Origin of the sequence: Pseudundibacterium arcticum, from assembly GCF_042646465.1 — a bacterium.
Classification (GTDB): Bacteria; Pseudomonadota; Gammaproteobacteria; order Burkholderiales; family Burkholderiaceae_D; genus Undibacterium_A; species Undibacterium_A arcticum.
The window spans coordinates 13,163-36,161 of the sequence record NZ_JBHRTP010000092.1 but is presented as its reverse complement, the minus strand read 5'-3'; the positions used below and the strand labels follow the sequence as shown (position 1 = coordinate 36,161).

Here is a 22,999-nt window from a genome sequence, read left to right as displayed (position 1 = left end):
AGTGTCCAGTTTGGCGTGGAATGCGTGTCCAGTTTGCGGCGGATTAGGCGTCCAGTTTGGCTGGATTACGCACCGGATCACAGCCTGGAAACTCGGAGTCCGAATTGTTAGCGTTCCGGCGCGCCGAATTCAGGATCATCCGTAACGAGGTCAACGACCCTGAACACATTCCCAACCTGCGGGTAATCCCATCATCGGTCCCGGCTGATCTCAGCCAATGGTTTTCAAGAGTAACCTTGGTCGAGCGCCTGCGTGAAACGAGGGTCTTTTACGGCTTCGATCGCATCGAACAGAATCCGCAGGCACTCGGTGGGATGCCTTATACGGCGAAGGATCAGCTGTTTCGCGAGCCCCCTCAGTCACCGCAAGACAGGTGGTTGCCTGCAGTCGAGGTGTTCGGCGAAGGCATATACATTGAACTGCATGAGCATGGAATCGCAGAGTGGCAGCGTGAAAATGAAAAGTGGATCCGTGGGCGACTGGATGACGCCTTCATCACCCGGCTCCAAGATTTGTACCAGACCCTGCCGCCCTTGGGGGCTGCAGACCGGGACTGGGCTTCCCGATATCTTCTGATTCACAGCCTTGCTCATGTTCTGATCAATCAGCTGGTGTTTGAGTGTGGTTACAGCACAGCCTCGTTACGCGAGCGTTTGTATATTTCGTCCGATGCCACAGCACCGATGGCGGGAATCCTTATTTACACCGCAGCCGGAGATTCGGAGGGTACGATGGGTAGCGGTGTTCGCTTAGGCTGACCGGAACGCCTTGGGCCGCTTGTTCGGCGTGCTATCAGCAGGGCTTCTTGGTGTTCAGCCGATCCGGTATGCTCTGAAAATATGGGCGGTCAAGGCTCGCGTCTTGCGAATCTGGCCGCCTGCCATGCCTGCATTCTTCTTCCAGAAACGTCGTGTGAGACCATCAATCAGGGACTGGACCGGGCCATGATCGTCGGAACTCCGGATGACCGCCGGCCGGGCCTGATGTCAGATCTGTTGCACGATGCATACGTAGGAATAGACGATCTCTGGTTATCCAGCAGTCTTGATTTTGACTATCAGCCGATGCTCTGGTGCCTGTGGCGGAGGCAGCTTTTGGTATTGGCGGAATTCGAAGTCATCGTGCAGACCGTTTCTATTGACAAATAGGCTGACTGCCAGCGCCAGTGCTCAACTTGCCGGTAAAAAAGAGCAGAAACTAACAATGCTGCCTGGGGTTGATATCTGTCGGCACTCAATAAAACAAAAATTAAACCAATAAAAAACCAAGATAAAAATAAATAATCGTTTTAAAACAATGGCTTAAAATTTAATATGAATTTATTCATTGTTTTGTATGATTCATGGTGTTAGCCTTTGCTCTTCCGGTCAACAGGTGAAGGCTAAAGACATGAGCGGTTTTCCATCAGACTTCGAACACCGTGCCAGCTCGGTGTCGGACATCAGCACGATGCTGACATCCCTGGGCGCGGACCAGGCAGTCCTCAAAATGCTGCCGAAAAATGCGAATGACAAAAACCAAATCTACATTGCGTCAGATTTTGGCCTTTTGTATGACTTGTTTGGCCTGACGTTGGCAGAGCGTGGCGCCAGCACAAGTGAAACAAAAGGCAGGTCTGAGCCAGGCAGACGCATCCCTGAAGCGGTTTTCGACAGTTTTGCATGGGTCCGGCGTGACGGCTCGCTTGTCGAGGCCAAGCGTGTCAAGGCCATCATTTACCCGCAATACCCTGAAGCACGCCTTTCTGGCTTTCAGACCGTTGAGAACACGATGCCACAGTCCTTGTCCGTGGCATTTACCAAGTCCAATGGAGAGACAAAGCGCCTGCTCGTTCTGGGGCACCTGCCCGGTGGTGCCTGCGTGGCATTGATCTATTTTGATATTTCTGCCGAGCTTGAACGTGAAGTTGCCATACTTCCGGGGTGTGACCGATCGAAGGTGTGCAAGAGACTGGTTTTGGAGCAGGGAAGCAGCAAGAAGCTCGAGCGCCTTCTTGCCGATGTGGTTGGCAGACCATTGCGGGGATGCCGGTTAGATGTGTATGGCACTACGTTGCCATTTTCCGGGACCCAGGTCTGTGGCTATACCCTTGAACATGCTCTGGGCATTGTTCCCAACTCGGCTATGGACGGCGACATTTACGGGATTGAACTCAAGACTCATACGCAGCTCAAGGTGACACTCTTCACGCCAGAACCTGATATGGGCCTTTATGCCAGAAATTTCAAAGAATTCATGGAGCAATATGGGTATCGGGATGCTGACGGCGATTACAGACTAACAGGCATTCATAGGTCCAGGGAGCGTTGCGCCAAGTCTGGTCTGACACTCAGGGTCAGAGAGTTTCGCGTATATGAAATTGAAAAAAACAAGACAGACTGGATAAGGTCTGAAAATGGGGACAGGAGGCCGTTTCCGTATGATTTTTCCACGTCGCTGACGTCGAAAATGGACGCGGTCGAGGTTGTGCTGGAAGACGATAACGGAGTCGTTGCAGCCGGCTGGAGTCTGGAACGTCTGCTGAACTGCTGGGGCGCCAAGCATAATGAGGTGGTGTACATCTCCGCCAGGAAAGAAAATAATCCTGATGCTGACGACCAGAAAGGCGGCTACGAGCACCTGGTTACCTTCGAGCCTACAGTCATGTGGTGCAAGAATACCTCGGCAGAACGCATGCTGAAAGCCATCAATGACGGCGTTATATTTCTCGATCCTGCGCCGAAACTGCATGCGTCCGACCCGTCAAAAAACAAGCGCCGGGCTCAATGGCGGGTTAACGATATTACAAAAGCAGTCCATGCACTCTACTCAAACGTCGAATTCAAAAAGCTCAACTCATAGAACGACGTGGCAGATACCCCGCTTTCCTGCTGATGATTGTCGTTTCCGGTAGCAGCAAAGGTTGAGTCGTCGAGGAGAGACCCAGACAATGCCAACGATGAGACGTGTTACGCATGCCCTGATCAAACAACTTGTTAAACTATCCTAACGAACTGATATATTTGTTCGAAAAATAATCGTCGTTTTTGGGAACAACAAAAAAAGGTATCAAACATGCCGTTCGAAAAAAAGATTAAGGACGAAATTATCGTTTATGTCACGAGAGACATCGCCAATGAACCATGGCATGTTGACTTTTTCCGGTTTATTTCTGACCAGAAGCTTGCACAACGCCTCGGGGAAGAATTTATATCAACAAGATGCCTGTATAAAATCCTTGAAGGGCTGGATGTAACAAAATGGATGTTGCGTGCACAAGTTCGCCAGCAAATTATGTCGTATGCGTCGATTTATGAGGCGGCGCTTCATCACCTATTATTCGAAGTTTTTGCAGCAGATCCAAAAGTTATCGCGTTAGGGCAGCAGACTGGAAGAAACGATATATCTATTCCCGCGAGCAAACTCGCGTTGCTCAAATCCCACTTAAATCATAATGGGAAACCGATTTTCATAACATGCGAGGCAGTCAAGAAAATCAAGGTAACCAAGATCAGATTCGACAAGAAAGCAGAATGCGCCAGGGATCTTGGCCTGATTGATAACAAGCTGCTTCTGGAGTTGATTGAATTTTACGAAGCAAGGAATGCAATTCACATCCATGCCGAAATCCGTAAGTCCCTTAAATATCAAATTGACCTTTCTTGGCGTGCTTACAGAAGGATGGAGCTTTTTAAAAATCAAATTGAGGCTCGCTTTGTGGCACTTGGACTCGTAAGCTCGTTCCCAGCGAAGCCTCCCAAGAGTAAGAGATCTAAGCCGTCTGGACCAGCAGCCAACTTTGCAATGCCTTGACTTCCCCGTCGGTAACTCATGTCAGAAAATTCTGATTTCTGTTGAGGGGACGTCACGGACGCGGCCCAATGATCAGTAAACCATCGCTCTAAGCGGCCAAGCTTGTTTAGCCTAACAAATGATTGCTCTGGTCAGAAAATTGAAATAAATTTTCGCCCCTTTTCTTTGTAATTCAACGCCAAGTTTCAGATCGAGGAAATTCCGTAATGTTCATCACATGCAATGCCTCTCCTGGAGAGGTACTATCGCAATTGATTACTCTTGGCCGCACGATGCCGGACCACACCAAGAAATTCAAGCATCTAGCTCACAACAAGGATCTCTGTCCCAAGTTTCATGAACAGGTCGAGACTATTCTCGAATCATTTAACCGGCACAAAGCATCCGCATTGGACATCCAAGGTTTTCGGGACAACGGTGCGGATATCCTCTTTCGGTTTGTCGATGAAGATGGGAAAAGTGACGCCATAGCGCTGCAAGTGAAAAGCCAGAAGGAAATTGAAGACGATATCAGGCGTCCCAAAGGTCAAGCGTCATTGGTTAGAGACCTGAAGGCGCAGCGCACCGAGGCACAATCAAAACACCAGATAAGCATGTACTATATCTTGCTTTGCTGCGACGTTAGCAAACATCGTGACTACGTTCGAAAGGTCGCCGCCGAATTCACGTCACTGAATGATGTAAAGATTGTGTCGCCCCAACATGCGTTACGTTTCTATAACCTCGACGCTGCTGAGATTGCAGCACATTGCGGCCAAATCCTTTGCAGGGACGACTATGTCGTCACGAAAGCGCGAAATGAGCTTAATGACTCAAATCCTGAATATCGACGGATTGTAATCGGTTCATTAGTTCACCACCTAGAAGGGAAGCAGACGTTTAGTATCGACGATCTACACGGTTTCGCCGGAGCCGATTCCATGACAGACAACGATCATCTCGTCGAGAGTGCTGATGAGGCGATACAAACCCTGATGTGGGAGCGTTTCTTTGCTGTGGATGATGGCCAAACCTTTACACCAGACGCCTTCGATTACCCTGCAATCCGTGCACTCTACTTTGACCTCTTTGTTCGCCACGGACTAACAGGTGATGGGGCATTTAAGTATCTGCTAATACTCACAGATTCACTCGACGTGGACGAAGAGGATACGCTCGATATTTAGTGTTCGTGTCAATTCATTTTTTCCCCATGTGCCGATGGCAGACCGGGGTTACTTTGAAGGCGAGAAAATTCTGGCGTGTCATGAGGCCGGCATGACGGCGCTCGTTCCCAAACCACTCACTTCTAACCGTAAGGCTGACGGCCGTTTCGACAAACGCGATTTTATCTATCAAGCGGCCAAGGATGCCCTTCGTGTGCACCTTGGTTTCGATTCGTTCGGACCGCACATGTTTGATCGAATTTGATTGTTGAGCGACAACTATCTTGGCCGGTCGTGTTGCCTCAACGGGAAATGTTACTTTATCAGAATTGCCGGATCCGTCGGCGTGAAATGGGATCGCAGGCTCATTGGGCGCACCTGTGGATGGCTGCGCAAATCCGCGTAAACCTGGCGGCGAGCGTTTTAGGGGGTTGAATTTTCCTAAATTTCTGCATCAGGTAGAAATCAGGGCCGCTGGGGATGGAGCTTCCCCAGTGGCAGCCCCGCGGCAGTGCGGGGGTCTGGGGCAGCGCCCCAGCGCGTCACCTCGCGTTTTTGCCGCCATATTTACGCGCTTTTGCGTCGCCAGTAACACCGCCGTTATGCGCGCAGTTTGGCGAGCTCCAAACTCCCCAGGATCATGTTTTTTGCCTGTTCCGCACGCCATCGCTGAACACGACGTTGCAGCGTCCGGAGTTGAGAGGTGCCGGCGTATGCGTCTGGCAGGACAGCGGCCAATCGCTCAAGCAGCTCCTTGGCGCTTACCGTTGGCTCAGTCATCAGCCATTGTTCGACAATTGACCAAGCGTGCTCAAACGGATCAGCACGCGTTTTCCACCATCTGGTCGCGCCTGGTTGCTTGCGGTGTGTAGGTCGAACCTCGCCGTCTTTCCAAGCGGTGGACAGGCTATGCAGGAAGGTGGCTACGTCCGCTTTGCCGGGGGCGCTTGCGGGCTCGTCCGAGGGCTCTTTGGTCAGTTCGGCCAGGCGCCGTTGGCCGTCCCGAATGGTCTGCAGGAGCAGCACGGGATCGAGGGCCTCGAATTGTTCGCGTAGCGCTGCTTTGCTTGCGTCAGTCACATTCGGCAGCGCCAGCAGCCGGTCACACGGCGTCATCGGTGCATGATATTTTTTTTGGACGCGAGCCCCGTCGCGCGCCTTCGATTTCAGCTTGAATGACGGCTGGAAAAAATTAATGTAAAGACGAGATGCAGCATACATCTGGCCCAGGTCATAGGTAGCGCGCAGCCCACTTAGTTTGCCGTAGCCCACCAGCCTCCTCACGATAGCGCCATTCTTCTGTTCGACCCATGCATTATCGTTTTTCTTGTATGCCCTCGATCGGGTCTGCACGAGGCCGTTATCCTTGCAGTAGTCCAGCACGGTCTGATTCATGAAGGCGCTGTCGTTGTCGGTATCTATGCCCAACATGGCAAATGGGAGTTCCGATGCCGCTTTGGCAAAGCCAGCAACGATAAGGGATTGATTGCGTACTGGCATCGCTATGCATTCCGTCCAGCCGCTGGCGATGTCGGTCAGCACGAGACTGTGAACAAAGTTACCGTCGTGTTTGACGCCTCCGCAGTGCTCGACCATGTCAACCTCGAGACAGCCAGGCGGCGGGTCGCCCCAGTCAGCAAAGGTTCGCACTGGAATGCTTCGACGTATGGCTGATCCCACGCCGGATCGACGCTTTCCTTTGCCGTCGATTTGTTCGCGGGTCTTGCGCAGCACACGGTCGATCGAGGCCGCACTGATCAGCAGCAGCTTGTCCTTGATTGCGGCGTCAAGAAGCAGGTGGCCGTGGCGTTCCATGGCATTGACCATTATCGGGATCATGACCTTGAGCCGCTTGCCACAGACCCTGTCACCGGCCTCCCACAAGACGATTAGCGCTTGCCGAACCGCCTCATTATAAACACGATTGCGCGGCGCCGCAGGTGTCACGGCCGATTCAGTCCCAGCTCCATTCAAGACCCGTATCGCGTGCTTACGGTGGTAGCCGGTGAGCGTTGAAAATTCATCCAGAATCTTGGCCTTGTCGGCTTTCGGCGCTGTCCGGTACCGATCGCCGATCGCAGCAATCAATTCTTTACGCGTTGTCATGCTGATTTGCCTCGTCATTTCGCCCCCATAGGCTTGCCATGGGTAGCATGTTAAGTGAGGCAACAGCTGCAACTCAGTAACAAAAACAGTGAGTCAATGCGACCGGCCAAGATAGTTGACGCCAACCATTTGATCTAATACTGATGAAAACACTGATCGTCGGTTACTTCACCACTTTTGCCCTGACCGGTTAACCACATCGCCACTGTTGAGGCCAATAATTCCATGGATTTTCTCGCACCATTTTTTCTGAGAGCACACTCCCAAATTATCAGCGTGCGCCATCCCGTATCATGTATTAAGTCAATGACTCGCTGATCCCGTTTCCGGTTTGCCTCTATTTTCTTTAGCCAAAATTCTGTTCTGGTTTGCGGCAGTTTGAAAAGAGGACAATTGTGGCCATGCCAGAAGCAGCCGTGTACAAAAATAACCGCGCGGTATTTAGGCAGGACGATGTCAGGAGTGCCGGGAAGCTGTTTTGAATGCAAGCGAAAGCGGAACCCCCGCGCGTGAAGAAAACAGCGGACGACAATCTCTGGGCGGGTATTCTTCTGCCGGATCGCCCGCATGTTTTTGCTACGAATTTCTGGAGAGTGAACATCTCCCATCTTGTCAGGCGGCCAGTTTCGCTTTACGTTTCATAACCTTCTTTGCTTCCAGTATTTTTGGTTTCATAAGTTTTGCAACGGCAGAAAATACAGGAACCACGACCGAGTTGCCAAACTGTTTGTAGGCCTGCATATCTGACACAGGAATGCGGAATTTTGATTCGCCGGGGCCATCGTACCCCATCAGACGCGCACATTCCTTTGGTGTAAGCCGACGTGGACGGTTCTTTAAGTTGAGCTTATGTGAAAAATCTTTTTTCGGATCAAAGCCACGGTCAACTAGTATTTCGGAGCCATCTTTGTAATAGCGTGCTGACAAAGTTCTGGTGACGTCGGTCGCCTTCACAAGGCCATAACCAAAACCGTTCCCCTTGGCTTTGTGTTTGATTGAGTAGTTAAATAAGTACTCCCAGAGCTTGGGCGTAAGAATGTATTTGTCATCAACTTTCGAGTCAAGAATATCGCCAAGAAATAATTTTTTCTTGGGATATAGCTTTGTGATCTCTTTCAGCGAAAAGCCGTTGTGAATGTTCAGGTCCTTGCGGAAACCGACCAGTACGATCCGTTCCCGATGTTGCGGGACGAAGTGTTGTCCGTCAATGATCTTCGGGTCATCCGGTCCGGCGGAATCAACATCTGCAACCCAGTAACCAAGTTCCTGGAGCGCGTCGAGGATGACTTTAAAAGTTTTTCCTTTATCATGGCTTTTCAGATTTTTGACGTTCTCCAGCAAGAACATCGGGGGCTGTTTAGCCGCGATGATACGGGCAACATCATAAAAAAGTGTGCCCTGGGTTTCGCATTCAAAACCATGTTTCCGGCCAAGTGAATTTTTCTTTGACACTCCCGCGATGGAAAATGGCTGGCACGGAAAGCCCGCCAACAGCACGTCATGATCGGGAATTATGTTATCGATATGCCTGTAGGCGTCGTTCTCTGAAATGTCGGGCTGCCCGCTAAGAGTAACGCTCCGGATATCTTCATTAAAAGTGTGATTGTCAGGGTCACAATAATAGTTAGCCTTGTACGTACGAACGGCATACGTATTCCATTCGCTGGTGAAGACACATCGGCCACCGATATCTTCAAAGCCACGACGAATACCACCGATCCCCGCGAAGAGGTCGACGAAATCAAATTCGTGTGCTGAATTGCCGGGTCGTTGAGGCAAAAGGCATTCGAGGTGCAGGTACTCAGCATGGCTAAACTCTGGATTGCCCTTTCCGTTTAACCACCGATTAATGGTTTCACGCGTAGGCGACTTGTCGAATTTCTCATGCAGGTAGGTTGCAATGAACTTCTGATCGTATATTTCAAGGACCTTTTTTAGTAACTTTAAATCTTCATCGTGCGCTTGCATGAAGCTCCCTGTTGGTGGAATTAACGTGTGACGTATTATCACTCATTTGACCCAGATAGTGTTGGCGGAGCGCTATCGGAATGTGAAATTTCCGGTCAGTTGTTATGTCTGCTGATCTCGATGACTCACAGAGGCCGTACCGGCGATACAGCAGCGCTGTAAGGTCAAATCGTCAGCGCGTTGGCGCGCAAAACCGCCAGTCAATTACGGTTCGCTTGATTCACGCGAATGTTCCTGACTCCTTCTTTGGTTTCGCCGTCTCCATCCTGCAGTAATTTGATGCTGATGACTGACGACACGTTCCGGCAGACGCCTCTTCACAGCTAGAATTGAACGATCGAACGAGCCGGAACAGTTTCTTTAGAAACCGAAGATTTGCCGCTGCTTTGCCCAGTCCAGCGGCAAATCATCCAGCATCTTGTCCAAAGTCATGCCCACCGGCTGTCGCCCGTCGAGAATCGCCTCTACGATATCCGGCGCCAGAAACGCCGATCGCAAAATCCGGCTCGCATACCGGTCATTCACCCCGCTTTCCGCTGCCAGGTCAGTCAGCGTGACCTTTTCCAGAGAGATCAGCTGCTCATACCAGTTGCGCCCGCGTGCAATAGCCTTGACCAGCGACTGGCTGATCCGCGCGGGCTTGTCCTTTGATTCGTCCTCTGCAAGTATCAGCCGTACTTCAAGACCGCACCGCGCCAACCGCGCATCGGCTGTCAATACGATGGCGTTATCGCCTGTGCGTGAACCCTCCTGGCCGACCGATATACCGGAGGCCGCAGCATGCATCGGCAAGAGTGCATCCCGCAGGGCAGAACGGCTGAGCGTGATATCGATGGTTTGGTCTTTGACAGTCACGCGATTGACAATCGCCTGAAGAAACTGACGTTGGGCTGTTGGCGGAGCGGCAGGCCAGGTTTCGACATGCTGGTGCGCCGCCTGCATCAATGTTTTCTGCTGGCTCGCATCAAAGCCGTTCGATGCGAGCGCCTCGAGTAATGCCTGGGTCGAGGTGAGAAACGTATGAATCCGGCCGGCGACGACATTTTCCAGATCCTGTGCCGGGATACGCACTGCCGGGCGATCTGCTGATGCCGTACTCGTATACCCAGAACGCGACACGTAATAGCGATACCGCTTGCCACGCTTGACGGTATGGCTAGGCGTTAAGCGCCGGTCATAGACATCGTAGGCCAATCCTACCAATAAGCTCGGCTCCCTGGAACGTGCACCGGAGCGCTGGCCTTGCACATTGTCCAGCATCTTTGCCTGCACCTGGTCCCACAACAGCATCGGAATAATTGCCGCGTGCTCTCCCGGATAGTGCCGATCCCGATGCACCGTATCGCCGATATACAGCCGGTTCTGGAGAAGCTCATATAATGCACCCCGTGAGTAGGGCTGTCCGCCGGAAGTCTTGCCGGTTCGGCTGATCCGAACTTTGCTGAATTTTTTCTGTACGTCTAAGACCGCTTTCAGCTTCGCCACGCAGCCCAACGCCAGATATTGTTCAAAGATGTGCAAAACGTGCGCCGCCTCGACTGCATTGACAATCAGCTTACGCTCCACGGCATCGTAGCCCACCGGCACCCGCCCACCCATCCACATACCTTTCTTCTTGGAAGCGGCAATCTTGTCGCGAATGCGTTCGCCAGTGACTTCGCGCTCAAACTGGGCAAACGATAGCAGGACATTCAACGTCAGTCTTCCCATGGAAGTCGTGGTATTGAACTGTTGGGTCACAGAGACGAACGAGACTTTTTTGGACTCGAACAAATCGACCATCTTGGCGAAGTCAGATAATGCACGGGTCAGTCGATCCACCTTGTACACGACTATGGAATCGATCTTGCCGCCTTCAATATCTTGTATCAGTGCCTGCAGGGCAGGGCGGGCCATGCTGCCGCCAGAGTAGCCGCCATCATCGTAGCGGGTGGCAAGCGCCTGCCAGCCTTCATGGCGTTGGCTCAGGATATAAGCTTCACAAGCTTCCCGCTGCGCGTCGAGCGAATTGAAGGATTGTTCCAGCCCTTCTTCCGAAGATTTGCGGGTATAGATGGCGCAGCGTAACGATCGGGCGAGCTCATTGGCCATGGCCAGTCTCCTTTGCCCGGTTGTTGCGACGAATGCCGAAAAAACGCGGTCCCGACCAGCGGCTACCGGTGATCACCCGTGCAATTTCGGACAGGTTGGTATAGCGCTGGTCGCGATACGTGAATCCGTCATCAATGACCTGCACTTCGTGGGTTTGTCCGCGCCAGGCACGAATCAATCGCGTGCCGGGCTTGATCGACGGTTGAAAAAGCAGCACCGGCTTCTTGCCTTCAATGACATCGCTTGCCAGTTTTCGGAGGCGCACGCGCGTACTCAATGCCAGTCCGCCAAATGCCTGTTCCTGGATGCGGTAGGCCAGACAATCAATGAGCAGAGATTTACGGGCACGAAAGGGCGGAGCGCGGCCAAAGTGTTCGTTCCACAGCGCTCGTAGAGCGGCGTTGTCCATGATTTTCAGCGCGTCGACGTTATAGGGATCGATCTTCAGGGCGCCGGCACCAGAGGCCTGGCGAGAGCGGGCGATTTTAGGCATATCATGGTCCTTCCCCCACCATTGACGCTCTGTGTGCACAGGAACGCAAGTCATTTATCAGGTGAATAAATATGGGCAATAGTGTTGATGAACATCCAATAGAAGCGCAGATTGCAGACGAACGTAAAGAGCGCCAGCGTCAAGAAGCGGCTTGCATTGAGGCAATCAAAGAGGTGCACGCGGCAGGGCCCACCATCAAGATCGGTACGCCGGCTCAGTGGGCGCGCCGTACGCGCGGCCGAGTATGGCTCGTCGCGAGCCCTCCCATTCTCAAGTATTCAAGCGGTGGTGTTTTTAAGGGCTGGTATGGTCCAGATCAAAAACGCGGCATGCCCAGCCGGCGTTCACCGGTTGAGCGATTCGTGGAGGCTGCATACAAGGAACGGGAGACATCGTTGCGGCGTTTTATCGATCCCCATGACCGCGCAGGCATACTCGGGCGTAAAAGTGGTCGTGCACGTATCACAGACAGTACCGCTTCGCAGATTCCTGAACTTATCAGCCAATTTGCCGCAGAGGGCACTCCAAAACATCAATGCACCAAAAAAGCCGCGCGCTTTTTGGACTGCTCAGTCGCTTATGTGCATCGCGTATTAAGAGAGAAAAAAACAATAGCAATACAACAAGAAGTCAAAAATGGTGATATCAACAACAAAGAAATGTCACCTGAACAGGATTGAAATTCAAAGCAGTGTCCTTAATGCATATTGTCTATATCGAGCCGTCTCATTCACTGACTGAGCACACCGATACGCATTTTGCATAGACGGCGTGTATTCGTGGCTCACAGGAGTGTGCGTCATGGACATGCAAACATCGCAATGTGACCAAAAGGTCGCAATCACCTATCGCAATACGGCCGAACTTAAACCTGACCCGCAGAATCCACGGCAACACAGCCGCAAACAGATCCGGCAAATCGCCGCCAGCATCAAAACCTTCGGGTTCAACACCCCGGTCCTCATTGATGGCAATGATCAAATCATCGCCGGACATGGACGCCTGCTGGCTTGCGAACATCTCGGCAGGCATGACGTTCCCACGATTTGCCTGGATCATCTGACGTCTGCCCAGATCCGCGCCTTCATGATCGCGGATAACCGACTGACCGAAAACGCCACCTGGGATGACCAGTTGCTGGCTACGCAATTGAAGGAATTGTCGTTGCTGGAACTGGACTTCAGCCTGGAAGTCACCGGGTTTGACATGGGGGAAATCGATCTGCGCATTGAAGGATTGATTACGTCCGGCGAAGCGGCCGGAGCAGATGATGCAGCCGATGCGGTGCCGGTGCCATCCGCCATCGCAGTCACGCAGGTCGGCGATGTCTGGCAATTGGGAGAACATCGCATTCACTGCGGCAATGCCCTTGACCATGCTGCATACAGCCTGCTGATGGAGGGTCATCGCGCAAGTGTGGTGTTTTCCGATGCGCCCTACAACGTCGCAATCGATGGACACGTCGGGGGCAAAGGCGAAATCAAGCATCGCGAGTTTGCGATGGCCTGCGGCGAAATGAGTCAGGCTGAGTTCACCCAGTTCCTGACGACGAGCTGCGAACTGATGGCGCGCCATAGCATTCCCGGTGCAATCCATTTCCTGTGCATGGACTGGCGGCATATGGCGGAAATGCTTGCTGCCGGTAATTTAGTCTACAGCGAGCTGAAGAATCTGTGTGTGTGGGTCAAGGATTGCGGAGGCATGGGCAGCCTGTACCGTAGTCAGCACGAGCTGGTCTTCGTATTCAAGCACGGCACCGCACCACACACTAACAATGTGCAGTTAGGTAAATACGGACGTAACCGCACCAATGTCTGGCGCTACCCCGGCATCAATTCATTTCAGCGTACTGGCGATGAAGGCAATCTGCTGGCGTTGCACCCGACCGTCAAGCCTGTGGCGATGGTCGTCGATGCTCTGCTCGACTGCTCGGAGCGTGGCGACATCGTGCTCGACGCTTTCTTGGGCAGCGGCACCACGCTGATGGCCGCCGAGCGCACCGGCCGGATCTGCTACGGACTGGAACTCGATGCCTTGTATGTCGATACCGCCATTCGCCGCTGGCAAAACTATACTGGCCAGCAGGCGGTCCATGCTGCCACCGGTCAACCCTTTGCCGAGCGCGAACTGAACCAAATCACACTGCGTGTCGAGGAGATGCATCATGACGCGTAAAGCAGACGACAAGAAATCCGACCTGCCCTATCAGGTCGGTTATTGCAAACCACCATCCTCGACCCAGTTCAAAAAAGGCCAGTCCGGCAATCCCCGGGGACGCCCGACAGGCAAGAGTAATCTCGCCACGTCACTCACACGCGCCCTGAATGAAAAAGTGACTGTCGTTGAAAACGGCGAACGCCGCAAGATCAGCAAACTGGACGCAGCTGTTAAGCAGGTGATCAACAAGGCAGCGGCAGGGGATGCGCGCGCATTTCAGCAAATGGTGAACCTCAGTTGTCTGGTTGCCGCAGACGATGGTCACGCTATACCCAATGCTTTAAACAAGGAGGCCGACAGAGAGGTCATGGCGCAACTGCTGGAGCGCTTTCACTTGGAAGGCAGTACTTCATCTGAACGCCGTACTGATACTGACCAAGTCACGGGCACCCCAACATCTGCACCAGCTCTTAAGAGGAAACCATCATGAATCTCACCCCGTACGAATATCAGACGGTCTTGCGCAACGACTTGTGTACCTTCATTTACCGCTGTTTTGTGCATTTGAATCCCCAGACTCCCTATGCTCACAACTGGCACATCGAGCTGATCGCCTCCTATCTGGACGCCTGTCGCCGCGGCGAGATCACCCGGCTGATCATCACCGTGCCGCCGCGCTCGATGAAATCGATTTGTGCCAGCGTGGCTTTTCCGGCATGGATATTGGGACACGACCCATCGTTGGAAATTATGTGTGCCAGTTACGGACAGGATTTGTCCGAGAAGCTGGCTCAGGATTGTCTGAGCGTGGTCAACAGCGACTGGTACAAGGAAACCTTTCCAACACGCTTATCCAGTAAGCGTCAGCCTGTGTCAGATTTTAAAACTGATCAACAGGGACATCGTCTCGCAACTTCGGTGGGTGGTGCCGTGACCGGACGGGGCGCAGATTTCATTATCATCGATGACCCTTTAAAACCAGAGGAAGCGATATCAGACACCTTACGGCAAAGGGCGAATGACTGGCTTGATGGCACAGTGCGCAGCCGCTTAAACGACAAAAAAACAGGTTGCATCATCATGATCATGCAGCGTTTGCATCTGGATGATCCGGTTGGCCACGTGTTAGATCAGGAGGAGTGGACAGTGCTCAACTTGCCGGCTATCGCTGAGCGCGATGAACGCTATGAGATCGACACCATCTGGGGTAGGCGCCAATTCATACGTAAAGAAGGGGCAGCACTGCATCCGGCACGCGAACCAGTCGACGTATTGATGAAGCTTAAAAGTGAGCTCGGCGAATATAACTTTGCCGGGCAATATCAGCAGTCGCCGGTGCCGCGTGGCGGCGGCATGGTTAAGGAAGCATGGCTGCAATTTGCCGAGCCTTACGAATGGCCGCAAAAGTTCGACCAAGTGATCCAGAGCTGGGACACCGCCAGCAAGGAAACCGAGTTGAGCGATTATAGCGTTTGCACTACCTGGGGCATTTATCAGAAAAAACGCTTCCTGATTGATGTGGAGCGCAAGCGGCTGGGCTATCCGGAATTAAAGCGCGCTATCGTCGAGCAGGCAACCCTGCATAAACCCAATGTGATCCTGATTGAAGACAAAGCATCCGGTACGCCATTGATTCAGGACTTGCGCCGCGACGGCCTCTCCAACATCAAAGGTGTTATCCCGAATGGAGACAAGGTCATGCGGATGAATGCACAAACCGCACAGTTTGAAGGGGGTTTTGTGGTATTGCCGACAAAAGCGCATTGGCTCGATGCGTTTGTAACGGAATTGACCTCATTCCCTAAAGGGAAGCATGACGATCAGGTTGATTCAACATCACAAGCGCTGGGGTGGATACAAACCGATGGTGACGAGCCGGCAATAATACAATACTACAGAGAACTGGTTGAAAAGAAGCTGGGGATTTTGCCATTGCGATGAGAGGAAGTGGGGGAAACGATCGTTTTGAGAATCGAGCGTCATTAGAAACGAAAACCCGCTCATTCTCGAAACGGACGAACCGGTTTTCGGTAGGTGCGTTGACACTCCAATCTCAAGAAGCGGTCTTTGCGACAGCGGAATCCGCGCACGCCGTTGCTCATAGCCTGCTTGACAATCACCAGTGGGACATCACTATTCTTGGCCACTTGCTCGAGTGCTGACTCTAGCGCGAGTCCCGAAAATGATCCCAAGATGCTCCAGTGTTCATCAAGAATCTGGGACACGGAGTCCGAGACAGGAGGAATGGATAAGGCAGAAGCAGGGACAGGAAAATGCACATTTGATGCGCCCCGTTGCAGGGTTCTTGGTTCAAAGCCTGTTTGCAACGGCCAAACTCAATGGCCTCGATCCCCTGCGCCGGTTGACAGACACGCTCGAAAAATTGCCGACCTGTCCTAACCACCAAATCGATTCCTTGCTCCCATTTGCAAAGCGTCCAGACCAATAATCTGGAACGCAAGGTGGGGCCGCCGGATGCTTACATTTGATCACCTACAGTCTATTCCGCAGAATCGCTTAGTTTTGACGCACAAAATTTGACGAAAAAAATTTATGGCTTGGATGTCAAAGCGGCTTCGAGTACTGTGCCCGAGATTGGCCCGAATACCATCAGACGCGATCGCGCCCGGGACACCCCGACGTAAGACAGTTCTTGATTATTCGAAAGCTCCCGGTCCGCCACCATTAACACGACCGGAGCCTCAAGCCCCTTGAAGCGGGGGACTGTATCAACGACTACTGATTGCTTCAGATTGCGGGATGCATTGGTTGCTAAGATCTTGCTCTTGGCAAGCGCCCCCAATATTTCTTCCCTGACATGAGCGTTCGGTGTCAGCACCGCAATCATCCCTGGAGAGATTCCTTCCTCATTAAGAAGTCTAATGACAACCCCTAGTGTCGACTGAACTGCGACATGAATTCCGCAAACGTCAACCGTCGGCACAACACCCTGGGGCCCTGGCGCATGTATCAACGGGCCTCTGTACAGAGAATCCGTGACCTTCGCAATCGCTTTAGTATTTCGAAGGTTGATTCCAAGCGGGAACGACCTTGTTCCAAGCCGCGTTTCGAGATCATCACGCCGCCGGTAGACCGCTTGATTTGAATCGGCAAAGATCCTCAGCAGGCCACTGACAGGCCGAAGAACCTGCTCGATCAATTCCCACCATTCCCAGTCAAAGTCTTGTCCCTCGTCAACTATAACGACATCCCAGGGGGCGGGGAAAAGAAATTTCGCACGCCCTTCCGTCGATTCCCGAGAGCGGGCGAGATCGTCGAATGTCATCACGGTCACATTTGGATACGGGCTCATTTTTGTTGCGACATGCTGGGAAAGTGGTCCGCTTCGGCAACAGAACAGAATGGTTCGCCCCGTCAGTTCATAGCGCGCAGCCATTTCCATTGCCAAGACCGTTTTTCCCGTGCCGGCACCGCCCTCAACGAGAGCGCGAGGAGCCGAATCAATAATGGAAATAAGCGCGAGTTGCGCTCCTGTCAGGAGCGTTTCCATAGCGTCGATTTCGCCAAGTACCTCTCGTCCGACAAGCACTTTGAACGAGACGGGATCCGCGACCAGGCTTTTTACAATTTCGACACCATCCAGCCCCGGCCCTTGCTCGGCATGCCCGCTTGACGTCGGATGTCCAATCATCCGTCCATGGATCCATTTATCGAGGGCGTATTCGAACTCCTGCATGCAGCAAAAAAGTCTTTTTTCGTATTGGCCGACGCTAAGGCCCGATATTGGCGGTGATTCGCAGTCCGGAAAAATGACCCCGTGTCGAAATCTAATAAATGCGCTTGGCCAACCCTGCGTTGCTTTCAACCGACCTAGAAATTGGTGCTTACACGTGGTGGCCTGTTTTACGGGATCCTTAATTTTGTGTCTGATACCGTTGCGATCTCTGGAAGTCCATTGGTCGGTCGTGGGATCGTACGCTATCGCTCCGCCTTTTACTTCGAGAAATAGCAGCCCGTGGTCCGGATGAACCAGAATGAAATCGGCCTCACCATCCAGTTCGCCCCCTTTGGGGCTGATACCCCACCAAGGGCGCGAATAAAACACATTCCAGGAGCTGTCGAGCGCCTCATCAAGGCGGCGAAAGACTGCAATTTCTGCATTCCGACGCCCATCCGCGAGTACCCAGTCCGGCAACACTAAGGGCCACATGCATGCCATGACATTTACTCCGTTTCCAGTAGGGCTCGAAAATACCCTAACGTGGGGTTGTCATCCTTTCCGACGAGCAGAGCACGGTCGAGGAATCGGTTATGCATTTCGCATGACGTTTCGGGGACCATGGTGCAGGAGTGGCACGATGCCAGAGAATGGCTTTCCGGAGCGGTCATTTCGCCATTGATACACAGAGGATCTGAGGAACACCATTGTGCGGAACGGATTGCTCCTTCCACCGCGGGGCCTAACAGATCCGGCATGGCCTGCCTCTGTAGTCCTCCTAACGTGCCGTCGGAATCTGGTGTCGCCGTATAGATCAGCAATCCTGCCATACCTTGTTCGCCCTCGGACACATAAAGTCGCTCGCGAAGTGACGCGGACGAGTATCCACACTCGAGAGTCAGTTGCCTGATCAGGGCGTGCGCAAATGTGTGCATGAGAAGCAGGCGCGGAGAAGCCGGATAGGGCTTTGGTTTGTCCTCGTTCCTGCTGTGCCATTCTACGGTCCAGCTTGCATCAGCAACGGCGCATCTTTCAATAATCTCGGCCCGTGTTTCCCATTCAGCGAGTCTTCTCAAATTAAACTGCAAAAAAATACCTTCTCCCCGGACCTCGATTGCGGGAAGCCAGTGCAGCGGAGTGACAGAAATGGGGGCGACATCGGCCCCGTCTGGGTCGAATGGTGGATTGATTCTTGTGAATCCCCGTACTACACGGACTTCACGCAGGCGCGCTACACGGATGATCTTGGAAAAATACGGTTTCATGGATTCCGGAACGGGCTCCGCATAGGTCTCAAATTCTTCGTCCTGTTCACTTCCTCCGGATGTGAATACACGATATTCATCCGGGCGCATGTCTTCCGGATTCGATCCATCAAGATCCTGCTGCATCTGTTCGAACCGGTTGGCCAGTTCCTTTGCAGTCATTCCTTCTCTTTCAAGAATTCGGACCAGCGTCGTTGATGTGGGAATGTAATCAATACGGTCCTGTAGTAGCGGAATATCCGCAAGCGTATCCCAGTGGTCCCCGAGCATCCTTTCGAGATTCCTGGTCCAAGGAGGGATGTCAAGTGCAGACTCGATGACCGGATAGTAAAGGTTCGAAGCACCTCGCTGCACTACGCGATAATTGCCATTTTCGCCCGTGCAACTGCACGCTGCATCATCGGTACGCAGCCATGGCCGCTTCCCTAGACACTTCAGTCCTGAAAGGGCCTTCTTTCCGAATGCACCATCTAAAGATCTTTTGTGCTTACAGTCGGGACAACGAACTACAAGACCGGCGAGGCCCGGGCCCTCCGATGTGAGTTTAAGTTCGTCTCTGCTTTTGCAATCCGGCGCGTGCCCCAACCAGAAGTGCCAAGGAAATTCGGCTAAGTGTCCCGAATAACAGGCGGTCGCGAATCTGACCGGTACGGCGTATACCTTTTTCCCGCCGGGCTGCTTCTGCGTACAGAGGGCGCAATATCGATACGCCCGGCCGGCATCATTAGCCCATTTTGAGGCGGGCCGCAGAATTTCACATGACGGGCACTGAAGCCACTCCGGGAATCGCCGTGCGACCAGTGCCGCCGGGTCAAGGTCGTCCGTCCCGGGCTTTGTCGCGCCATCCTCGAGCACTGGAGGAAGGCGAAAATATTTTTTCCCAAGCTTTTTGCAGAGCCGTCTCTCGATTATTTTTTGGAACTTTAAATTTCCGGCGAGTGGCGCACTTCGGTCCCATTCTTCGAGTCCGGCACTGACGGCCGAAACAGGTCCGCCATCCGCCCGCATGTCCATTATGGCGCCCGGAGCGTATGTCATCAGCACGGCACTGCGGCGGATCTCGCCGATAAGGTTGTCAGGCATTATTTTTTCTCCATCTTGGCTGCTCAACTGGTAGGCTGCTATTGGGTTCGCCGCCGCTAGGGTGGGTGCCCGTTCCGTGCCGTGCTTTGTCATTCAGCACTTCAGCAATTCTGAAGCGGCTTGCCGGTTCTACACTTCGCATAGTGTTCATTGTCGGCCAGCCAGCGCCGGACAACCGGCCTGCTGCCATCCTTTTTGCATGTGTTTCTGCATACTGGAGCAGCGAACTCGCGGGTTTGAAAGGATTGATGTAGCTCATAGGTGCGCGCGCCTCCCAGTCGGCAAGGCGGCTGTCGATTTCTCGTTCAGCCAGCGCCAGCTCTCGATCATCGATCGACCGGATACGTCTTTCAATTTCGGACACAACGTCGGCCAGAAGGCCATCTGGCGCCTGATCGAGGCGCGCAGTGCGAGCCATTGCGGCATCACCATGCCGGATCATTGACACCAATACGGCGTGAAGGGCCTTGTCTCGTGCACGCGACGCGAATGGTGTCACGCTGGTTGCCTCGACATCTCGGTAGATCGCGCCGTGCCACGCAGGAAAAGTCTCAAAATGAGACCGGTCTCTGGCTTTCGAAGCGTTGAGCAGACTGAGCACCAGTCCAGGATAAGCGGACCGTCCTACGCGACTGGTCGACTGAATGTATTCGGATCGCGTTTTTGGCTGACCGTTGACAATCATGAGACCCAGCCTTGGAACATCGACCCCAACACTGACCATGTTTGTCGCGAGCACTACATCGACGCAGTCAGGATCGCCTGCGCGGCGTTTGAGCTCACCCAGTATTTCGATAATTTCTTTCTGAGAAACACGCGAGGTCAGTTCCCGGGGAAGTGAAACAGTGCGCGCCAGCTCCTTTCTTCGGGACGAATAAAGTTTGATTGAATCCGGAACGTCATCAAGCATCTGAACGATGGCGCCACCTAACTCACGAAGAGAATTGAAATAGCAAAGCAGGGTTGCATAACCGTCCCTGACTTCGTCCGCCACCCCGAGCGCCGGTCCGCCAGAATGAAGCAGTGAGCCCGCCGCAGCCTGAAGTGCAAATTTTGCGGATCGGCCGGCGGTCGATACTCCAAGGTACATTCGCCAACGCCATGGCCGGTCGTAGTCGACGGCCGCAAAGCCGGAATCGTCGTATGACAGCCCCGGCGGAGGGAATTGACAGCTTTTCCGGTCGAACAACGCCAGTACTTGCTGTTCGGCCCGCCTGATCGTCGCGGTAGATCCGAGAATTTTTGGACGTTTACCATTCTTACGCAAAAGCCAGTCGAACGCCGTTTCATAAAGACCTGTTATTGTCCCGAGCGGTCCGGAAATCAGGTGAAGTTCGTCCTGGATAATAACGTCGGTACTTTTAGAAGTGCCAAAACCAAACAAGCCTGCTACCTCGGTCTTGAATGGCAGCTGGGCAAATTTGTCGACCGTGCCAATCAGCAGTGTAGGCTTCGTGCTGTAAATGTCAGAGTCCACTGTGTAGACCGGCCATTTCCCGAAACCCGCTCCGATGAGGCACTCGGCGTGCTCGCAGTAAGGCCTGACTTTTTCTGTGTTTTCGTCATAATCCCATCTCACTGTCGAGTGGCAGCATGGACACTGATATATCTGCTCCGCGGTAGAGCCGTCTCGGTGGCCGCGAGTTTCTAATGCTTTTTTGAAATTATTGGGAGTGGCATCCTTCCCTACCCAGAGGCCGACAGAAAACTCTGTCGTGCCAATTTTCTTTTTTCCGACACGCGGGAAAATGGCACCTCGCCGTATCAACTCGGACGCAAGTATCATTGAAGAAGCCCGCTCGAACTGTTGAGCAGTCAGCAACCGTAAAGTGTAGCGCATCACTGCGGCATTGCCGGAACCTTCGTCCGGATCTTTGCAAGTCAGTCGCCGATACCAGCCAACCATCGCAATTATTGCAAGATAGGCTTCCGTTTTGCCGCCACCGGTCGGGAACCAAAGAAGATCAAGAATTTCGCGGTTTTCGGACTCAGGATCACACGACGATTCCGCCGCAAGAAGTATGAACCCCAGTTGAAATGGGCGCCACCGCAGGGGACCGTCTTCCGGACTGGCTTTCCATGAGTGCTGCAATGCCATTGCAGCATTGGCATAGCGAAACGATTCTCGGAGGTGGACGTTTCTCCCAATTGCGTTAATGCCAGCTTGAATCCTGTCATGAAGAATCTGGCATGTTTGAAGGTGAGCTTTTGCTGTTCCTGACAGGTCAGTTGGAACCGCTTTAATTTCGAAATTGCGGTTCCTGATCCACTCGCTATATGCCGCTGGGACTGCTCCGAGAAGCCGTTGCAAATCATTGTCGGAGGCATCCGCGAGGGTATGTGCATCGAGAGCCCCTGAGTTCACCAAGCCCTCGAACTCGACACTGCCATCCTCTTTAAAAGCAGGTACGAGGGCGCGTGGAATCCACTCCGACGCAATCCGTCTTGCCGATTCTCCTTCAGTTTCCCAAGAAACGGAGCATTGGTGCCCAGCAGCATACTCGTGACAGTTTCGATAGAGGAGGCGGGCGGACTTGTGCTCCGGATCATTGGACAAGGCTGCCGGCGGGCGGGGAACAATACGCGTTTTTCCGGTGGGTCTGATCTCGAGAGCAGTTTGAAACAGCGTCAGGCGCTCAACAAGAATCGAGCTAAAATCTTCTGGCCTACTACGGTTTATCAGCGTTACTGTTGCCAACAATCCCTGCTTCCAGCGGAGCGTTCGTACTTGGATTTCTACGTCGGCTTCGAGGCCAGCTGCATGGAGTCTGTGTGAATGAGGTTCACCGGGTAGCAACAGTAGGTCATCCAGCTTAAATTCATACGGCTTTCTAGCCCAGCGCGTCAGATTTTTTCCATCGCTCGCTAAGTCAGTTGAATGCTCGTACGTTGCGAATCGCACCGTCATGGAAAAGCGGTGTTCGTCAACTTCAGACTTCGTCGCAAACGACAAGCCCATGCAACAAGGTCGTTGCTGCCCTACTACCGTTGCCGAAGAAGGGCTTTCGTCTTCTTCATCGTCACCGCCGCTCCCGTCGTCATCGCCGGCATCCATGCGATCTCCGAGCGGCCAAAGTATGCCTGTAAGATAAACGTCCGACGGTTTGATGCGTTCCGCTTCAAGTACCTCTTCCGCAAGCAAGGGGCCGACAAGGTCCGACTCGAGACGAGCGACTATCTGCTTTCTAGCTTCTTCAGCTTGATTCATCCATTCGCTCCG

At 52.9% G+C, this 22,999-nt stretch carries 17 protein-coding genes and 2 pseudogenes; 11 read left to right on the top strand and 8 right to left on the bottom strand.

Going from position 1 to position 22,999, the window contains the following annotated elements; all coding sequences use genetic code 11:
- Nucleotides 1–56: 56 nt before the first annotated feature.
- The 6 genes and pseudogenes from ACFOFO_RS23945 to ACFOFO_RS23920 form a co-directional block, all read left to right on the top strand.
- Entirely contained in the window at nt 57–758 is a 702-nt protein-coding gene (locus ACFOFO_RS23945) for a hypothetical protein (RefSeq protein WP_390323137.1), read from the top strand.
- 186 nt (nt 759–944) lie between these two features.
- Nucleotides 945–1,148 (top strand): hypothetical protein, encoded by a 204-nt coding sequence (locus ACFOFO_RS23940; protein WP_390333186.1) that lies wholly within the window; start codon nt 945–947, stop codon nt 1,146–1,148.
- A 241-nt stretch (nt 1,149–1,389) separates the two neighbouring features.
- On the top strand, nt 1,390–2,841 hold the full coding sequence (locus ACFOFO_RS23935) for an MvaI/BcnI family restriction endonuclease (protein WP_390323140.1): 1,452 nt from the start codon (nt 1,390–1,392) through the stop codon (nt 2,839–2,841).
- A gap of 213 nt (nt 2,842–3,054) precedes the next feature.
- Complete coding sequence (locus tag ACFOFO_RS23930; RefSeq protein WP_390333184.1) at nt 3,055–3,792, top strand: hypothetical protein; 738 nt, start codon at nt 3,055–3,057, stop codon at nt 3,790–3,792.
- 206 nt (nt 3,793–3,998) lie between these two features.
- Entirely contained in the window at nt 3,999–4,958 is a 960-nt protein-coding gene (locus tag ACFOFO_RS23925; RefSeq protein ID WP_390323145.1) for a hypothetical protein, read from the top strand.
- A 34-nt stretch (nt 4,959–4,992) separates the two neighbouring features.
- A pseudogene (locus tag ACFOFO_RS23920) lies at nt 4,993–5,142 on the top strand (IS5/IS1182 family transposase); the annotation flags it as partial.
- A gap of 395 nt (nt 5,143–5,537) precedes the next feature.
- Here the strand turns inward: ACFOFO_RS23920 and ACFOFO_RS23915 are convergent.
- The 5 genes from ACFOFO_RS23915 to ACFOFO_RS23895 all read right to left on the bottom strand — a co-directional run bounded on the left by ACFOFO_RS23915 (nt 5,538) and on the right by ACFOFO_RS23895 (nt 11,595).
- Nucleotides 5,538–7,061, bottom strand: coding sequence for an integrase catalytic domain-containing protein (locus ACFOFO_RS23915; RefSeq protein ID WP_390333182.1), 1,524 nt, complete (start codon nt 7,059–7,061; stop codon nt 5,538–5,540).
- A 116-nt stretch (nt 7,062–7,177) separates the two neighbouring features.
- Nucleotides 7,178–7,651, bottom strand: a complete 474-nt coding sequence (locus ACFOFO_RS23910) for a very short patch repair endonuclease (protein ID WP_390323148.1) — start codon at nt 7,649–7,651, stop codon at nt 7,178–7,180.
- Nucleotides 7,652–7,655: 4 nt separating this feature from the next.
- Complete coding sequence (dcm, locus tag ACFOFO_RS23905; RefSeq protein WP_390333179.1) at nt 7,656–9,011, bottom strand: DNA (cytosine-5-)-methyltransferase; 1,356 nt, start codon at nt 9,009–9,011, stop codon at nt 7,656–7,658.
- Between the two features lie 360 nt (nt 9,012–9,371).
- A complete protein-coding gene (locus tag ACFOFO_RS23900; protein ID WP_390333177.1) occupies nt 9,372–11,102 on the bottom strand; it encodes a recombinase family protein in 1,731 nt (576 codons plus the stop codon).
- Nucleotides 11,092–11,595 carry a DUF2924 domain-containing protein gene (locus tag ACFOFO_RS23895; protein WP_390333175.1) on the bottom strand — a complete coding sequence of 168 codons (504 nt, stop codon included), beginning with the start codon at nt 11,593–11,595 and terminating at the stop codon, nt 11,092–11,094. Before ACFOFO_RS23895 ends, ACFOFO_RS23900 begins: the two co-directional genes overlap by 11 nt.
- A 71-nt stretch (nt 11,596–11,666) precedes the next feature.
- Between ACFOFO_RS23895 and ACFOFO_RS23890 the strand changes: the two genes are divergently transcribed.
- The 5 genes and pseudogenes from ACFOFO_RS23890 to ACFOFO_RS23870 all read left to right on the top strand — a co-directional run.
- Nucleotides 11,667–12,275: a hypothetical protein gene (locus tag ACFOFO_RS23890; protein WP_390333173.1), complete on the top strand. Its 609-nt coding sequence runs from the start codon at nt 11,667–11,669 to the stop codon at nt 12,273–12,275.
- Between the two features lie 121 nt (nt 12,276–12,396).
- Nucleotides 12,397–13,770: a site-specific DNA-methyltransferase gene (locus ACFOFO_RS23885; protein WP_390323154.1), complete on the top strand. Its 1,374-nt coding sequence runs from the start codon at nt 12,397–12,399 to the stop codon at nt 13,768–13,770.
- Nucleotides 13,760–14,242, top strand: coding sequence for a DUF5681 domain-containing protein (locus ACFOFO_RS23880; RefSeq protein ID WP_390333172.1), 483 nt, complete (start codon nt 13,760–13,762; stop codon nt 14,240–14,242). The genes ACFOFO_RS23885 and ACFOFO_RS23880 overlap by 11 nt, the downstream gene beginning before the upstream one ends.
- Nucleotides 14,239–15,693: a phage terminase large subunit gene (terL, locus tag ACFOFO_RS23875; protein WP_390323158.1), complete on the top strand. Its 1,455-nt coding sequence runs from the start codon at nt 14,239–14,241 to the stop codon at nt 15,691–15,693. Before ACFOFO_RS23880 ends, terL begins: the two co-directional genes overlap by 4 nt.
- Nucleotides 15,694–16,060: 367 nt before the next feature.
- Nucleotides 16,061–16,201, top strand: a pseudogene (locus ACFOFO_RS23870) (transposase domain-containing protein); the annotation flags it as partial.
- 102 nt (nt 16,202–16,303) lie between these two features.
- Here ACFOFO_RS23870 and ACFOFO_RS23865 read toward each other — a convergent pair.
- The 3 genes from ACFOFO_RS23865 to ACFOFO_RS23855 are packed head-to-tail and all read right to left on the bottom strand — an operon-like array spanning nt 16,304 to nt 22,987.
- On the bottom strand, nt 16,304–17,932 hold the full coding sequence (locus ACFOFO_RS23865; protein WP_390333169.1) for a nuclease-related domain-containing DEAD/DEAH box helicase: 1,629 nt from the start codon (nt 17,930–17,932) through the stop codon (nt 16,304–16,306).
- A gap of 5 nt (nt 17,933–17,937) precedes the next feature.
- On the bottom strand, nt 17,938–19,779 hold the full coding sequence (gene drmB, locus ACFOFO_RS23860) for a DrmB family protein (protein WP_390333167.1): 1,842 nt from the start codon (nt 19,777–19,779) through the stop codon (nt 17,938–17,940).
- A complete protein-coding gene (locus tag ACFOFO_RS23855) occupies nt 19,772–22,987 on the bottom strand; it encodes a helicase-related protein (RefSeq protein WP_390333166.1) in 3,216 nt (1,071 codons plus the stop codon). Before ACFOFO_RS23855 ends, drmB begins: the two co-directional genes overlap by 8 nt.
- Nucleotides 22,988–22,999: the final 12 nt, after the last annotated feature.

Coding starts and splice junctions, on each gene's coding strand:
- ACFOFO_RS23900 (WP_390333177.1), bottom strand. CDS start 11,102: ATGGCCAATGAGCTCGCCCGATCGTTACGCTGCGCCATCTATACCCGC.
- ACFOFO_RS23855 (WP_390333166.1), bottom strand. CDS start 22,987: ATGAATCAAGCTGAAGAAGCTAGAAAGCAGATAGTCGCTCGTCTCGAG.
- ACFOFO_RS23865 (WP_390333169.1), bottom strand. CDS start 17,932: ATGGCATGCATGTGGCCCTTAGTGTTGCCGGACTGGGTACTCGCGGAT.
- ACFOFO_RS23935 (WP_390323140.1), top strand. CDS start 1,390: ATGAGCGGTTTTCCATCAGACTTCGAACACCGTGCCAGCTCGGTGTCG.
- ACFOFO_RS23930 (WP_390333184.1), top strand. CDS start 3,055: ATGCCGTTCGAAAAAAAGATTAAGGACGAAATTATCGTTTATGTCACG.
- ACFOFO_RS23940 (WP_390333186.1), top strand. CDS start 945: ATGATCGTCGGAACTCCGGATGACCGCCGGCCGGGCCTGATGTCAGAT.
- ACFOFO_RS23915 (WP_390333182.1), bottom strand. CDS start 7,061: ATGACGAGGCAAATCAGCATGACAACGCGTAAAGAATTGATTGCTGCG.
- dcm (WP_390333179.1), bottom strand. CDS start 9,011: ATGCAAGCGCACGATGAAGATTTAAAGTTACTAAAAAAGGTCCTTGAA.
- drmB (WP_390333167.1), bottom strand. CDS start 19,779: ATGCCTGACAACCTTATCGGCGAGATCCGCCGCAGTGCCGTGCTGATG.
- ACFOFO_RS23890 (WP_390333173.1), top strand. CDS start 11,667: ATGGGCAATAGTGTTGATGAACATCCAATAGAAGCGCAGATTGCAGAC.
- ACFOFO_RS23895 (WP_390333175.1), bottom strand. CDS start 11,595: ATGCCTAAAATCGCCCGCTCTCGCCAGGCCTCTGGTGCCGGCGCCCTG.
- ACFOFO_RS23925 (WP_390323145.1), top strand. CDS start 3,999: ATGTTCATCACATGCAATGCCTCTCCTGGAGAGGTACTATCGCAATTG.
- ACFOFO_RS23880 (WP_390333172.1), top strand. CDS start 13,760: ATGACGCGTAAAGCAGACGACAAGAAATCCGACCTGCCCTATCAGGTC.
- ACFOFO_RS23910 (WP_390323148.1), bottom strand. CDS start 7,651: ATGGGAGATGTTCACTCTCCAGAAATTCGTAGCAAAAACATGCGGGCG.
- terL (WP_390323158.1), top strand. CDS start 14,239: ATGAATCTCACCCCGTACGAATATCAGACGGTCTTGCGCAACGACTTG.
- ACFOFO_RS23885 (WP_390323154.1), top strand. CDS start 12,397: ATGGACATGCAAACATCGCAATGTGACCAAAAGGTCGCAATCACCTAT.